Source organism: Paracidovorax konjaci, assembly GCF_900112675.1.
In the GTDB taxonomy this organism is placed as follows: domain Bacteria; phylum Pseudomonadota; class Gammaproteobacteria; order Burkholderiales; family Burkholderiaceae_C; genus Paracidovorax; species Paracidovorax konjaci.
On record NZ_FOMQ01000001.1, the window covers coordinates 319,402 to 334,044 of the forward strand.

Consider the following 14,643-nt stretch of genomic DNA (forward strand, 5'->3'; position numbering starts at 1 on the left):
GAGGGTCTTGGCCATGGGTCTGCACCAACACAATCAGCAACGCCCGGCGCCTTCCGTCCGGCGCTCCCGCCAGCGCGGCCTGTCCTTCATCGGGCTGGTGTTCCTCGCGGTGTTCGCGGTCGCGGTGTTCGCCATCGGCGGGCAGTCGGTGCCGATCTTCCTGGAGTACCAGGCGATCCGCAAGGCGGTCGACAAGGCGGCCCGCGAAGCGTCCACGGTGGCGGATGTGCGGGCGGTGTTCGACCGGGCCGCCTCGATCGACAACATCAGCTCGATCAAAGGCTCCGATCTCGAAGTGACCAAGCGCAACGAGAAGATCGTCGTGTCGTTCAGCTACTCGCGCGAGATCGCGCTCGCCGGTCCCGCGTTCCTGGTGTATCGCTTCCGCGACCAGTCCAACTGATTTTTCACCCACGCTCCTTTTCTTGTCCTCGGTGCAACCCAGTCTCTCCGCCTTGCAGGACCGCCTGCAGCATGCCTTCTCCGATCCATCGCTGCTGCAGCGCGCCACCACGCACCGCAGCTTTTCGGCCGACCACAACGAGCGGCTGGAGTTTCTCGGCGATTCGGTCCTGAACCTGGCTGTCTCCAGCCTGCTCTACCGCCGCCTGACCGACCTGCCCGAAGGCGACCTGTCCCGCGTGCGCGCCAACCTCGTCCGGCAGGAAACCCTGCACGGACTGGCGCTCGGCCTGCAGCTGCCGCAGGTGCTGCGGCTCGGCGAGGGTGAAACCAAGTCGGGCGGCAAGCTGCGGCCCTCGATCCTGGCCGATGCGCTGGAAGCCCTGATCGGCGCCGTGTACCTGGACGCGGGCTATGGGCCTGCCGAAGCGCTGGTGCACCGGCTCTACCGGGGCGTGGAGATCAACCCCCAGATGCAGGCGGCCGAAAAGGACCCCAAGACCGCGTTGCAGGAGTGGCTGCAGGGCCGCAAAATGAAACTGCCGCAGTACCGCGTGGTCGCCACCGTGGGTGCTGCCCACCGGCAGACCTTCGACGTGGAGTGCGACATCCCCGAACTGGGCCTGACCGAGCGCGGCATCGGCGGATCGCGGAGGGCGGGCGAGCAGGCCGCCGCCGCCGCCATGCTGGCCACCCTGAAAGCGAAACACCCATGAACTCCCCCGTTCCTCCCCCATCCCCCGGCGCAGGCCAGGACGACCTGGAGGCCATGCTGGCCGCCGCCCGCCCGGGCAGCGCGCTGCCCGCCACCGCGGCGCAGCCACAGGCCGCAGAGGAGTCCGCTGCCCCCGCAGGCCCGCAGCGCTGCGGCCTCATCGCCATCGTGGGCAAGCCGAACGTGGGCAAGTCCACGCTGATGAACGCGCTGGTGGGGCAGAAGATCAGCATCACCTCGCGCAAGGCGCAGACCACGCGCCACCGCATCACCGGCATCCGCACGCGCGGGGACGCGCAGTTCGTGTTCGTCGATACGCCGGGTTTCCAGACCAAGCACAGCACGGCACTCAACAAGTCGCTCAACAAGACGGTGATGGGCGCGATCGGCGACGTGGACCTGATCCTGTTCGTGGTGGAGGCGGGCAATTTCACGCTGGCCGATGCCAAGGTGCTGTCGCTTTTCAAGCCCGGCATACCCACGCTGCTCGTTGCCAACAAGCTCGACATGGTGCACCGCCGCGCCGAGATCGCGCCCTGGCTCAAGGGCATGCAGGAGCGCCACCCGTTCGCGGAGTTCGTGCCCATGTCGGCCAAGAACAAGGGCGACATCGAGCGGCTCTACGGCATCTGCGAGAAATACCTGCCCGAGCAGGCCTGGTGGTATGCCGAGGACGAGCTGACCGACCGCAGCGAGAAGTTCCTCGCCAGCGAAACCGTGCGCGAGAAGCTGTTCCGCTTCACCGGCGACGAGCTGCCCTACACCTCCACGGTGGTCATCGACAAGTTCGAGGAAGAAGCCAGCAAGACGCACAAGCGCTTCGTGCGCGTGGCTGCCACCATCGTGGTCGAGCGCGACGGGCACAAGGCCATGATGATCGGCGAGAAGGGCGAACGCCTCAAGCGCATCAGCACCGATGCCCGCATGGAGCTGGAGCGGCTGCTGGACGCCAAGGTGTTCCTCGAAGTCTGGGTGAAGGTGCGCTCCGGCTGGGCCGACGACGAGGCCCGGGTGCGTTCGTTCGGGTATGAGTGAACCCCCCCTGAGTCGCCTGCGGCGCCTTCCCCCCGAGGGGGACGACGCCGGCGGCCGGGCGAAGCCCGTTCCGTGGCGTCTGCTGGCTTGGCCTGCTCCGCGGCCTTCTGAATGACTGGGGCCGTGCCGGTTTCGGGTGCCGTGGGCTGTGCCTTCGTGCAGTGGAGCGGATACCCTCCGCGCCCTGGCCTTTCGTATCCGTGCCGCCCCCAGGCCGGCAGGCGCTGGGTTTCTTGGCAGAAATAGTCGTCCATGGCCGCACGCCGCATCTCCGAAGAGCCCGCCTATGTGCTGCACCGCTATGACTGGAGCGAGTCCAGCCTGATCCTGGACGTGTTCACGCGGCACCATGGGCGGGTGGCGCTGGTGGCCAAGGGGGCGAAGAAGCCCACATCCAACTTCCGGCCCGTGCTGTTGCCGCTGCAGCCGCTGCGCATCGGCTACACGGTGGGCGGAGAGGGGCATGGCGAGGTGCATGCGCTCAAGGGGGCCGAGTGGGTGGGCGGGCATGTGATGCCCACGGGCGATGCGCTGCTGTCGGGCCTGTACCTCAATGAATTGCTGATGCGGCTGCTGGCGCGCGAGGATACGCATGCGCCGCTTTTCGATGCCTATGCCGGTGTGGTGCGGGTGCTGGCGAGCGAGCATGGCGAGGCGCTGGAGCCCGTGCTGCGCAGCTTCGAGCTGCTGCTGCTGCGCGAGATCGGCCTGCTGCCGGCGCTGGATGCCGAGACCGCCACGCTCGCGCCGCTCGCGCCCCGGTCGCGCTATGCGCTGGTGCCGGAGGCGGGGCTGCGCGCCTCGGTGCCCGCCGACCGCAGCACGCTGGGCGGTGCGCAGTGGCGGCTGCTCGAACGCGCACTGGGCGAGCCCCAGCCCTATACGGCGACGCTGCGCGCCATCGTGACGGGCGTCGCAGGCGGCACATCGCTGGCCGCCGAGCTCAAGCCCCAGCTCCGCACCCTGCTGCAATACCATTGCGGCAGCCCCCTGCTGCGCACGCGGCAGCTCATGATCGATCTCCAATCCCTATGACGCAGCAGCATTCCCCCCGCACCGCGCTGTCGGTGAACGTGAACAAGGTCGCCCTCGTGCGCAACACGCGCCACCTGGGCATTCCGAGCGTCGAGCGCGCGGCGCTGCTGTGCCTGGAGGCGGGGGCGCAGGGCATCACCATCCACCCGCGCCCCGATGGCCGGCACATCCGCGCGGACGACGTGCACACCCTGGCCGCGCTGATGCGCCAGTGGCCGGATCGCGAGTTCAACATCGAGGGCAACCCCTCGCAGAACCTCATGGATTTCATCCGCGAGGTGCGGCCGCACCAGGCCACCTTCGTGCCCGACAGCGAAGACCAGTTCACCAGCGACCACGGCTGGAGCTTCCCCCAGGATGCCGACCGGCTGCGGCCGCTCGTTCTGGAATGCCGGGACCTGGGCGTGCGCGTGAGCCTCTTCATGGACCCGGTGCCCGGGCAGATGGCGGCCGCCCGCGCCGTGGGCGCCGACCGGGTGGAGCTCTACACCGAGCCCTATGCCGCCGCCTGGGGCACGCCGGAGCAGGGCGCGCAGCTCGCGCGCTACGCCGAGGCCGCCCGCGCGGCGCTGGATGCCGGCCTGGGCGTGAACGCCGGGCACGACCTGAGCCGCGACAACCTGGCCGCCTTCGTCGCGCAGGTGCCGGGCGTGCTCGAGGTCTCGATCGGCCATGCATTGATCGCCGATGCGCTGGAGCTGGGTTACGCCGCCACGGTGCGCGCCTACCAGCGCTGCATCGACGACGGCCTGGCGGCCCGCGGCTGAGCGGCCTCGTCATTGCTATGAAAAACATAGCTAACAATTCAATGGATACGGCGGCATGGGGCCCCCAGGGCCTGCAAGCCGGCAGGGAGCGCGCATGATCTATGGCATCGGCACCGACATCTGCGACGTGCGCCGCATCCGCGCCAGCCTGGAGCGCCATGGCGACCGCTTCGCCGAGAAGGTGCTGGCCGCCGGCGAACTGGCCACCTGGCGCGAGCGCAGCGCGCGCTGGCCCGAGCGCGGCGTGCGCTACCTGGCCACCCGGTTCTCCGCCAAGGAGGCGTTCAGCAAGGCCATCGGCATGGGCATGCGCATGCCCATGACCTGGCGCGACTGCGAAGTGGCCAAGCTGCCGAGCGGCCAGCCCGTCATCGTGCTGCATGGCGGGCTCAAGGCGTGGTTCGAGGCGCGCGGGCTGCGCTGCCACCTCAGCGTGACCGACGAAAGCGACTACGCCGCGAGCTTCTGCGTCGTGGAGCACGATGGCCCCGGCAGCGGTGCCGGTTGAAGAGAAAAGGCCTCCATGCCGCTGTATCCATTGAATAGTTTGCTATATATTTAATAGCAATCCATTCTGTTCCAACGAATCCTCCCTGTCCCATGACTGCCGATATCGACCATGCCCCCGTCATCCTCGACGTCGCGGGCACCACCCTCACCGCCGCCGACCGCCGCCGGCTCGCCCACCCGCTGACGGGCGGCGTGATCCTCTTCGCGCGCAACTGGCAGGACCGCGCGCAGTTGCTGGAACTCACGGCGTCGATCAAGGCCGTGCGCGACGATCTGCTCATCTGCGTGGACCACGAGGGCGGCCGCGTGCAGCGCTTTCGCACCGACGGCTTCACGCCGCTGCCGCCCATGCGCGCGCTGGGCCGGCTCTGGATGCAGGACGATGCCAGACAGGGCCCGGGCAGCGGCGCGATGCGCGCCACCGATGCCGCGACCGCCGTGGGCTACGTGCTGGCCAGCGAACTGCGTTCTTGCGGTGTCGATTTTTCGTTCGCGCCGGTGCTGGACCTCGACTGGCAGGGCGAGGGCGAGGCCTCGGTGAGCCGCGTGATCGGCGACCGCGCTTTCCACCGCGATCCGCGCGTGGTGGCGCTGCTGGCCAAGAGCGTGGCCCACGGCATGCTGCAGGCGGGCATGGCGCATTGCGGCAAGCATTTCCCGGGGCACGGATTCGTGGCGGCCGATTCGCACACCGACATCCCCGTGGACCGGCGCGGCTTGCGCGCCATCCTCGCGGACGATGCCGCGCCCTACGCGTGGCTGTCGAACACGCTGGCCGGCGTGATGCCCGCGCACGTCATCTACCCGCGCGTGGACGCCCGGCCTGCGGGTTTCTCGCGCCGCTGGCTGCAGGAGATCCTGCGCCAGCGCCTGCGCTTCGGCGGCGCCATCTTCAGCGACGACCTGAGCATGGAAGCGGCCCGCCGCATCGACGGCACGGTGGTGGACTATGCGGCGGCCTCCCTGGCCGCGCTGGACGCCGGCTGCGACCTGGTGCTGGTGTGCAACCAGAGCCTGATGGGCGAGGGCGCCGCGCAGGGGCGGGGGCTTGACGAACTGCTGGAAGGCCTGGAGCAGGCCCGTGCGGCCGGCCGCTGGCGCCCCAGCGTCGAGAGCGAGGCCCGACGCCTGGCGCTGCTGCCGCAGACGGTCCCCCATCCCTGGGACGAACTCATGCTCGAGCCGGCCTACCTGCGCGCGCTCGATACCCTGCCCTGAGCGGCGGCAGAGCCGGCCGGGCAGTCGGCCCGTGCAGGGTAGGCCACTTGTAACCAGGGGTGCGGCCTCGCTACAGGTCCAGGGGCGCGGCCCACGGGAGAGGCTGCGGAACGCTTGCGGCGCCGTGTGGCAAATGCTCACGGCCGACACATCGGCACACACTTCGGGTCAACGCGGCGGGAAGCATGGCGTTGGCGGAGTCACGATGCCCGCCGCCGATCATGGCGGCGCGGCCTTCGCCGGAGGTCTTCCATGGTGCCCGTTTCCCCTTCAACCCCGCTGTCCATCCCCCGGTGCTCCGCCGTCCGCCCCGGCCCGGCCCGCCTCTGGCACGGAGCCGCCCTCACCCTGCTGGCGGCCTGTGCGCTCACCGCCTGCCAGCGCGTGACGCCTCCGGCGCCGCAGATGGCCGCTGCGCCGGACGCCGCGGCGTCCGCTCCGGCCGCGGTGCCCGTCGCCTACACGCCGCCCTCGGCCGATGCGCTCTACCAGATGGTCGCACCCATCGCGCTCTATCCCGACAAGCTTGTGGCGCAGGTGCTGGCGGGCGCCACCTATCCCGATCAAGTCACCGCGGCCGAAGGCTGGCTGGGGCAGAACCCGGGGCTGAAGGGCGACGCCCTGGCTGGCGCGGTGGAGTCCCAGCCCTGGGACCCGTCCGTGAAGTCGCTCACCGCTTTCCCGAACGTGCTGGAGCAGATGGCCTCCAACCTGCCCTGGACGACGGCGCTCGGCAAGGCCTACTACCACGATCCGGCCGATGTGATGAACGCCATCCAGGCCCTGCGCGCCCGCGCGGCCCACGCCGGGACGCTCAAGAGCTCGCCGCGGCTGCGGGTGGCGACGGTGGAGGGGCGGAGCGTCGCACCGCCTCCGCCGCCCGCCGGCCTGCCGGTGGCGGTCTACCAGGGCCCGGCCGTGGTGGCCCAGCCGCCCACGGTGATCACCATCGAACCCACCGAGGTGCAGACCGTCTACGTGCCGCGGTACGACCCGGCGGTGGTCTACGGCACGCCGGTTGCCGTCTATCCCAGCTACCGCTGGGCCGTGCCCGCCGCGCCGCCGGTGGCCGTGTCTGCGGGCCCCGATCCGTTGGCCGTGGGGGCGCTGGCCTTCGGCGCGGGCGTGGTGGTCGCCGCCCTGGCCAGCCACCACCGCGACTGGGGCTGGAACGCGTGGGACATGCACTGGGGCGCTCCGCCCCCGCCGCCTCCGTCCGTGGCCTGGGGGCCCGCCCCGCCGCCGCCGGCCTGGCGCCCGGCGGTGCTGTACCGGGGCACGACCTATGTGTCGAATTCGCCCACGGTGATCGAGAACATCCACAACCGCATCACCGTGAACAACCGCAATGTGATTGTGGCGGCGCCTGCCCAGCCGCCTGCAGGGCCGGGAAGCCAGGGCCCGGCCATGCCCGTGGCGCTGCCCGGTGGCATGGGCCCCATGCACGCTGCTCTGGCGCCTCCGCAGGGGGCCGCTCCGGGGCGGCCTGGAATGCCGGCGCCGATGGCCGGCCGGCCCGAGCTGCCGGGGGCGGTGCAGGCGGGCGGCCCGGGGACCGCCGGGCGTTCGGCGATGCCGGCGCCGGCCGCCGCCATGGCGGCGTTGCACGGGCCCGGCGGCGGTGCCCAGGGGGCCGGAGGCCGGCCCCTGGCATGGCCGCCCGCGCCCACCCCGGCCGCGCACCCCACCGCCGCACCGGCGCTGGCCGCGCGCGGGCCGGCCCCGGACCATCCGGTGCCGGCGGGGTTCCAGGCGGCCATCCATGCGCCGGCCGGGCAGGCGGCTGCGGGCAATGCGTCCGATCCCCGCAACGCCGGCGCGCCCGCCGCGGCGGCCGTGGCTGCCCTGGGCGGTACACCGCAGAAGGCCGCGCATGCCCCATCGCCCGGCCCGCAGGGGCCGCAAGGCCTGCAGTTCCCGGCGCGTTTCGGCGGGAGCGCGGGGGAGGGCCCCGGCATGCGGGCTCCGGGCATGCCCGTGCCACCCCCCCACCGCGCGCCCGCGGCCGTGGAGGCGCCCACGGCACGGGCCGTGCAGGCGCCAGCGCCGGCCATGCAGCCGCAGCCTGTCCGCATGGCTCCGCATGCACCGCCGGCGCCTGTGGCGGTGATCCATGCAGCGCCGCGGGAAGTCTCGCGGGAAGCTCCACGCGAAGCACCCATGGTCGCCGCTGTCCACGCCGCACCGCGCCCTGCGCCGAGGCCGGAGGTGCGCGAGCAAGCTCCCGCGCACCATCCGCAGCCGCAGCACCCACCGCAGCACGGGGGTGAGAACAACCGCCACCGCCCGCACGGCGAAGGCGGCGGATGAGCGGGCCGACTGGGTCCGCGCGATGAGCGCCCGCCGGCCCGCTGCGCTGGCTGCGGCCGGCGGCTCAGGGCACGGGAGAAATCGGGGGAGGAGCCGCCGGCTCCATGCCAGCGGGGGACGCCGGGGCTGCCGGCACGTCGGGCGGCGGCGGGCTGGTCCAGCGCCGCACCACGCGCTGGAAGATCAGCGCGTTCGGGATCTGCAGCAGGACGCGGGCATCCGCCGTGCCGTGGAAATCCTCCAGCGTGGTGTAGAGCAGGTTGATGTCCACGACGCGCCCCTTGGCGCCGGGCTTCTCGGCGGTGTCCAGCACCTCGATGTAGTCGCCGAGCCGGAAGGGCCCCACGGTGAAGATGAGCAGCGCGCAGAACAGGTTGGAGAGCACGCTCCAAGCGGCGAAGAAGGCCACCGCACCGACCGCGGCGAAACCCGTGAAAGCCGTCCAGAGCACGGTGGCCGAGACGCCCAGCCGCTCCAGCACCAGCAGCGCGGCGCTGCCCATGATGATCCAGCGCACCAGCCCGTTGACCGGCACCATGAGTTCGATGGGCCAGTGGTAGTGGCGCCCCGCGCGTTCCAGGAGGCGGCGCAGCGTGCGCTGCAGCAGGACCGCCAGCACCACGATGAGCACGATCTGCAGGCCCGGAACGATGATGTCGAACCATTCCTGCATCCAGTCGGGGAAGTAGGGGCGAAGGCGCAGCATGGAGGAGGGGGAGAAGGACAGCGACAGGCTGGACGTGGAAAAGGGCAATGATGAAGGAAAGGTCACCGGGGTGGGAGCCGCGCGCCGCGCGGGTGTTCCCCGGCGGCAGCCGGCGATCCGGCCGCCGGGTTCCGGCGCCGCCGGTCAGCCACGCATCTGCTCGATGGTGTCCATCTGCATCTCGAAGCTGAAGAACCGCGCGCGGCCCTGCGCCTTGGCGGCGTAGAGCGCCTCGTCGGCGCGCATCAGCATGGCCTCGGCGCTGGTGCCCTCGTCGGGAACGCAGGTGGTGATGCCGCCGGAGAGAGTGAGCTGGGCGCCCAGCGGGGAATCGGGGTGCGCGATGGCGCGCAGGTTCACGAGTTTGCCGAGCGCGCGCGCGAAGGTCATCGCGCCGGAACGGGGCGTGTTCGGCAGGATCAGCGCGAATTCCTCGCCGCCGTAGCGGGCCGCCACGTCGCGCGGACGCACGCAGACTTCCTTCAGCAGCCGGCCCACCTCGCGCAGGCAGGCGTCGCCCTGCACATGCCCGACGGCGTCGTTGAAGCGCTTGAAGTGGTCCAGGTCGCAGAGCATCAGCGTGAGCGGGATGCCGTCGCGGCGGGCGGCCAGGATCTCGCTGTGCAGGATGCGGTCGAAGCCGCGCCGGTTGACCAGGCCCGTGAGGGTGTCCACCTCGACCATCTCGTTCAGGCGCTGGTTGGCCAGGTGCAGCTCCTGCGACATGGTCACGAGCCGGCGGCGCATGTCCAGCAGGCGCCGCATCGCGCGCAGCTTGGCCACCAGCACGATGGGCTTGACGGGCTTGACGAGGTAGTCGTCGCCGCCGGCCTCGATGCCGCGCCACACGTCCAGGTCGCTGTGCAGCCCCGAGAGGAAGATGATGGGGGTCCAGCCCCCGGGTTCGGCCTCGCGCATCTGCTGCGCCACCCAGTAGCCGTCGTTCTCGTCGGAGAGCCGGATGTCCAGCAGCACCAGGTCCGGGCGGCGCAGCCTGAAAAGCTGCAGGGCCACGTCGCCGGACGCGGCTTCCAGCACGTCGGACACCCCCGCGTGGCGCAGTTCGGCCACCAGGGCGGCACGCACCGACGGTTGGTCTTCCACCACCATCACGGAGAAGGGGCCCGCCGAGGGGGGCGGGGTGTCGCCGTGTCGGCCGGAGGGCTCGGGGTCGGCAGGGGGCATGGTGGTCATAAGCCGTCCTCTCTCTGGGCTGGACGCTGTGCACTGCAGGGCCCGCCGGGCACTGCCTGCACCAGGCCGGCCATGGCGGGGGTGATCTCGGTGGGCCGACGCGCCATCGAACCGGTTCTGCGTTGCGTGCCTTGCTTCGGCTGGCCTGCCTGCTACCGCTTCGAGGGCTGATGGACGATCAGTGCTCGCGGCGCAGCGCAGGGAAGAGGATCACGTCACGGATGCTCGGGCTGTCGGTCAGCAGCATCATGAGCCGATCGATGCCGATGCCGCAACCCCCTGCCGGCGGCATGCCGTATTCGAGAGCACGCACGAAATCGTGGTCGAAATACATCGCCTCGTCGTCGCCGCTGTCCTTGGCAGCCACCTGGGACTGGAAGCGCGCGGTCTGGTCTTCCGCGTCGTTCAGCTCGGAGAAGCCGTTGCCGAATTCGCGCCCGGTGATATAGAGCTCGAAGCGCTCGGTGACCTCGGGGCGCGTGTCGTTGGCGCGCGCCAGGGGGCTGATCTCGGTGGGGTGCTCCATGATGAAGGTGGGCTGCCAGAGCTTGTCTTCGACCGTCTCCTCGAAGTAGAGGACCTGCAGGCCCGCCAGCGTGCGGGTGGACAGGCGGTTCTTTTCCTCGCTGAGCCCCAGCTTCCTGAGCGCGCCCGTGAGCCAGGCGGCATCGTCCACGTGCGGGCCGGCCTCCGTGTACTGGCAGATCGCCTCGCGGATCGTGAGGCGCTGGAACGGCTGCGAGAGATCGACCTCGCGGCCCTGGTAGCTGGGCTTCAGGCTGCCGGCTGCTTTCTGGGCCGCGTCGCGCACCAGTTGCTCGGTGAAGTCCATCAGATCGCGATAGTTCCAGTACGCCGCATAGAACTCCATCATCGTGAACTCGGGGTTGTGTCGCACCGAGATGCCTTCGTTGCGGAAGTTGCGGTTGATCTCGAACACGCGCTCGAAGCCGCCGACGAGCAGGCGCTTGAGGTACAGCTCGGGCGCGATGCGCAGGTACATCTCCTGCTCCAGCGCGTTGTGGTGCGTCACGAACGGCTTGGCGTTGGCGCCGCCCGGGATGGGGTGGAGCATGGGCGTCTCCACCTCCAGGAAGCCATGTCCCACCATGAATTCGCGGATGCCGCTCACGGCCTTGCTGCGTGCGATGAAGCGCTTGCGCGCGGCTTCGTCGGTCATCAGGTCCACGTAGCGCTGGCGGTACTTGACCTCCTGGTCGGCCACCCCGTGGAACTTGTCGGGCATGGGGCGCAGGCTCTTGGTGAGCAGGCGCAGGTTCGTCACCTTGACCGACAGCTCGCCGGTCTTGGTCTTCATGAGTACGCCCTCGGCCCCGACGATGTCGCCCAGGTCCCAGTGCTTGAAGGCGGCGTAGGGCTCTTCGCCGATCGCGTCGCGCGTCACGTAGATCTGGATCCTGCCGCCCGTGGTGCCGAGCGAGCCGTCCTGCACCGTGGCGAAACTGGCCTTGCCCATCACGCGCTTGAGCATCATGCGGCCCGCGACGCTCACCGGCACGGGGTTGGCTTCGAGGGTCGCGGCATCGGTTTCCGCGTACTGCGCCTGCAGGTCCGCAGCGTGGTGCGCGGGCTGGAAGTCGTTGGGGAAGGCCACACCCTTGCCCTGGGCCTGGGCCTCCCGCAGCGCCTTGAGTTTTTCGCGGCGTTCGGCGATGAGCTGGTTGGTGTCGATGGCGGGCGTGGCAGTGTCGGACATAGGATTGAAATGGAGGGCCAAGGGGGCGGACGTCGCGCGGCCGAACCGGGCATTTTACGAGGCAACGCCCCGCGCGGCGTCAGCGCAGCCAGGTGCGCAGCAGCCGCACGCCGAACTTCAGGCACGACACGGGCAGCGCGAGCGCCAGCGCGCCCGGGTGCGCTGGCCAGCCGGCGGCATGCAGCGCGCCCAGTTCGCCGCGCTGCATGCGCCACAGCTGCGCGCTCAGGCCGGAGGCACCGAAAGACGGCTTGTACATGAACGACAGGCGTTGCGTGTGGCGCGCGCAGCGCCAGCCGGAGGCGATCAGCTGGAGCCAGAGCGCATAGTCCTCGCTGAGCTGCCCGTTGTCGGGGAAACGCACGCGCGCATCGCGCCGCACCAGCACCGACGACGTGTGATAAGGGTTGGACAGCATCGCCGGCAGCAGCGTGACCGTGCGGATGTCGGTCGGCGGTGCGGCAGGGCGCGCGTCCGCGGCCTGCGCCTGCGGCACTTGCTGTTCCTGCGCGAGCAGCCCCGAGTACCCTCCGAAAAGGTCCAGGCCGTGCCGGTGCATCGCCGTCAACTGGTGCTCCAGCTTGCCCGGCGACCAGACGTCGTCGGCATCGAGGAAGGCGATGACATCGCCCTCCGCCAGTTCCATGCCGCGGTTGCGTGCGGCGGCGGTGCCGGCATTGCGCGGCTGCTCCACGACGCGCAGCCGGAAGGCGCCCGCCGGGTCGTAGCGCCGGGCCAACGCGGCCGAGCCGTCGCGGGAGCCGTCGTCCACGCAGATCACCTCGAACGGGGGCAGGGTCTGGGCACGCACCGAGTCCAGCGCGCGCGCCAGCGTGGCCTCGGCGTTGTAGGCGGGAATGACGACGGATACGCGCGGCAGGTTCATGGCGTGGCGGCGAAGTCGGCGCCCAGGCGGCGCCACGGCGGCAGCGAGGGATCGGTCGCGGCGAGCGCGGGGCCCCGGAACCACGGCTCCGGCGCGAACACGGTGTGGGCGCGGCCGACGTAGCCGGCCAGCGCGCTGAACGAACTGTTGGCGCAGGCCAGGACATCGGCGTTGGCAAGGGCCTGCAGCGCCTGTTCGGCCGTCTCGCTGCCGCCGAGGTGGTCGCCGAGGAACACGCCGCGGCCTGCGGGCAGCAGCGGCGCGAGCATCGCCCGCGCATGGGCGTAGTCGTCGGAGACGATCAGCCATGGCAGGCCGGGCCATTCGCGCTCCAGCGCCTCCACCACGCTGCGGTAGTAGCCGGCGCCCAGCTGGCCGATCTGCTCGCGGTTGTACGGCAGCGCCGCGTAGTCGCCGCCCCGCACGTGCAGCGCGGCATAGCGCTGCAGGCCCGCCGGCGGCATCCGCAGCGCCGGGCGCAGCTGTTCGCGCGCCTGCTGCAGCGCCTGGGCGCTGAAATGGCACGGATGCTGGTAGTAGCCGTAGTGGTAGCGTGCTGGCCTGCTGCCGTCCGCCGCGCGGGCATCGGTGCGCAAGGCGCCCAGCAGCCGGGCCGCCCGCACGAAAGCCGGCTCGATGCGCCACAGGGCGTCGGTGTGGCGAAGCGGCAGCTTCAGATCGGCGAACACGCCGGCGAGTTCGAGCCGGCCCAGTGTCTGGTTGCTGCGCACTTTGCGCAGAAAGCTGGTGTCGAGCGCGACATCGGCACCCGAGTCGGCCAGCGTCAGCGCATGCAGCCATTCGAAGAACTGGTTGCCGAGCCCGCCGCGCAGGAAGACGCGCGTGGTGGTCATGCTGTGCTCCCGTCACGGGCCATGTGGATCCTGAAGAGGCCGGGCAGGCTGGCCGCCAGGCCGACCAGATTGATGAGCAGCCAGCCCGAGGTGGCGCCCACGGCCCCGAAACGCGCCACCATGAAGGGAATGACCAGCAGGCACAGCGCCCCGGTCAGCAGGTTGATCTGGAAGATGCGGTGCACCTTGCCGCGCACCAGCCAGTGGGTGTAGCCGATGTTGTAGAACGCGTTGAGGATCGCTCCGGCCAGCAGCCAGCCCAGCAGGGGATAGACGACCGCCGCGGCATGGGCATCCTTGAGCCACCAGCGCAGCAAATGGGGGCCGATGGCGGCGTAGGCCGCCATGCCCGAGCCGGCGATCAACGCGATGGCCACGGCCAGCCGCAGGTACAGGCGCCGCAGCGCCCCGGGGTCGTCCTGGAGGCGCAGCGCGCGCGGCAGCGCGGCCTGCATCAGGGGATAGGTGAGCAGCAGCATGCCGCCCGCCGCCGAAGAGGCGATCACGTAGTAGCCGAAGTCCGCGATCGGGACCAGGCTGCTGAGAAGCACCTTGTCCAGCTGCATCGTGAGCGCGCCCAGGCCCGACGCGATCGCCAGGCCGGCGATCGCGGGCCATGCCCGGCGGATCACGTCGCCCTGCCAGCGCGCGTCGCGGCGGCGCGTGCCGGTCGCGGCCCAGGCGGCGCGCCCGCGCAGCGCCGTCTCGATCAGGCCGGCCGCCACGTGCCAGGCCAGGTAGGTGGAGAGCGAGGGCCACCAGGTCACGGCCAGCACGGCGCCGCCATGGCGCAGCAGCGTGGCCGCGAACAGGATCTTGTTCAGCGCGACCTGGTGCTCCGTGCCCACCAGCAGGCTGCGGTAGAGCGAGCCCGGGAACATCGCGGCGAAGATCGCGGCCGCGCCGAAGACCGCCATGTGCCCGCTGGACAGGGAGTCGCCGTCCAGGTGCAGCCAGTGGCGCGCGATGGGCCCCGCGAGCAGCGCCAGCCCGAGGCCTGCCAGCAGCGCCAGCGCCCAGTAGAAGCGCTCGAACCCATAGAGCAGGGTCGCGGTGCGGGGCTTGGTCTGGCCTTCGCCGGCCGCGCGCAGCGACACCTCCCGCACCAGGGCCTGGCCCATGCCGGCGTCGAGCAGGTTGAGCACCGCCTGCAGCGTGGTGACGAAGCCCACGAACCCGAACTGCTGGGGCCCGAGCGCGGCCAGGTACCACGGCAGGGCAAGGATCGGCGCGAGGGCGACGGCCCCCGAGCCGACGTAGTTCGCCAGGATGTTGCGCTCAAGCGACATGGCGG

14 protein-coding genes are annotated in these 14,643 nt (G+C 70.9%); 8 read left to right on the forward strand and 6 right to left on the reverse strand.

All coding sequences use genetic code 11. The features are described 5' to 3' along the window. Positions 1 to 13 precede the first annotated feature (13 nt). From BM144_RS01355 to BM144_RS01390, 8 genes are all read left to right on the forward strand, one after another. Positions 14 to 403: a DUF4845 domain-containing protein gene (locus BM144_RS01355; protein ID WP_092949042.1), complete on the forward strand. Its 390-nt coding sequence runs from the start codon at positions 14 to 16 to the stop codon at positions 401 to 403. 31 nt (positions 404 to 434) lie between these two features. Continuing rightward, positions 435 to 1,118, forward strand: coding sequence for a ribonuclease III (gene rnc, locus BM144_RS01360; protein ID WP_092949526.1), 684 nt, complete (start codon positions 435 to 437; stop codon positions 1,116 to 1,118). After that, the gene (era, locus tag BM144_RS01365; protein ID WP_092949044.1) at positions 1,115 to 2,152 is read left to right on the forward strand and encodes a GTPase Era; all 1,038 of its coding nucleotides are present in this window, start codon (positions 1,115 to 1,117) and stop codon (positions 2,150 to 2,152) included. Before rnc ends, era begins: the two co-directional genes overlap by 4 nt. Positions 2,153 to 2,404: 252 nt before the next feature. After that, positions 2,405 to 3,187: a DNA repair protein RecO gene (gene recO, locus BM144_RS01370; protein WP_092949046.1), complete on the forward strand. Its 783-nt coding sequence runs from the start codon at positions 2,405 to 2,407 to the stop codon at positions 3,185 to 3,187. Continuing rightward, positions 3,184 to 3,954, forward strand: a complete 771-nt coding sequence (locus tag BM144_RS01375; protein ID WP_092949048.1) for a pyridoxine 5'-phosphate synthase — start codon at positions 3,184 to 3,186, stop codon at positions 3,952 to 3,954. The genes recO and BM144_RS01375 overlap by 4 nt, the downstream gene beginning before the upstream one ends. 94 nt (positions 3,955 to 4,048) lie before the next feature. After that, positions 4,049 to 4,462 carry a holo-ACP synthase gene (gene acpS / locus BM144_RS01380; protein ID WP_092949050.1) on the forward strand — a complete coding sequence of 138 codons (414 nt, stop codon included), beginning with the start codon at positions 4,049 to 4,051 and terminating at the stop codon, positions 4,460 to 4,462. Between the two features lie 92 nt (positions 4,463 to 4,554). Continuing rightward, complete coding sequence (gene nagZ, locus BM144_RS01385) at positions 4,555 to 5,682, forward strand: beta-N-acetylhexosaminidase (RefSeq protein ID WP_092949052.1); 1,128 nt, start codon at positions 4,555 to 4,557, stop codon at positions 5,680 to 5,682. Between the two features lie 252 nt (positions 5,683 to 5,934). Then, positions 5,935 to 7,992, forward strand: coding sequence for a DUF3300 domain-containing protein (locus BM144_RS01390; RefSeq protein WP_175525906.1), 2,058 nt, complete (start codon positions 5,935 to 5,937; stop codon positions 7,990 to 7,992). 64 nt (positions 7,993 to 8,056) lie between these two features. Here the strand turns inward: BM144_RS01390 and BM144_RS01395 are convergent, their stop codons facing one another. From BM144_RS01395 to BM144_RS01415, 6 genes are all read right to left on the reverse strand, one after another. Beyond that, positions 8,057 to 8,698: a mechanosensitive ion channel family protein gene (locus BM144_RS01395; RefSeq protein WP_092949054.1), complete on the reverse strand. Its 642-nt coding sequence runs from the start codon at positions 8,696 to 8,698 to the stop codon at positions 8,057 to 8,059. Between the two features lie 144 nt (positions 8,699 to 8,842). Continuing rightward, positions 8,843 to 9,892, reverse strand: coding sequence for a GGDEF domain-containing response regulator (locus BM144_RS01400; protein ID WP_175525907.1), 1,050 nt, complete (start codon positions 9,890 to 9,892; stop codon positions 8,843 to 8,845). Between the two features lie 178 nt (positions 9,893 to 10,070). Next, on the reverse strand, positions 10,071 to 11,609 hold the full coding sequence (gene lysS / locus BM144_RS01405) for a lysine--tRNA ligase (RefSeq protein ID WP_092949058.1): 1,539 nt from the start codon (positions 11,607 to 11,609) through the stop codon (positions 10,071 to 10,073). A 79-nt stretch (positions 11,610 to 11,688) separates the two neighbouring features. After that, entirely contained in the window at positions 11,689 to 12,495 is an 807-nt protein-coding gene (locus tag BM144_RS23060) for a glycosyltransferase family 2 protein (protein WP_175525908.1), read from the reverse strand. Then, complete coding sequence (locus tag BM144_RS23065) at positions 12,492 to 13,349, reverse strand: O-fucosyltransferase family protein (protein WP_175525909.1); 858 nt, start codon at positions 13,347 to 13,349, stop codon at positions 12,492 to 12,494. Before BM144_RS23065 ends, BM144_RS23060 begins: the two co-directional genes overlap by 4 nt. Continuing rightward, on the reverse strand, positions 13,346 to 14,638 hold the full coding sequence (locus tag BM144_RS01415; RefSeq protein ID WP_092949060.1) for a lipopolysaccharide biosynthesis protein: 1,293 nt from the start codon (positions 14,636 to 14,638) through the stop codon (positions 13,346 to 13,348). Before BM144_RS01415 ends, BM144_RS23065 begins: the two co-directional genes overlap by 4 nt. Positions 14,639 to 14,643: the final 5 nt, after the last annotated feature.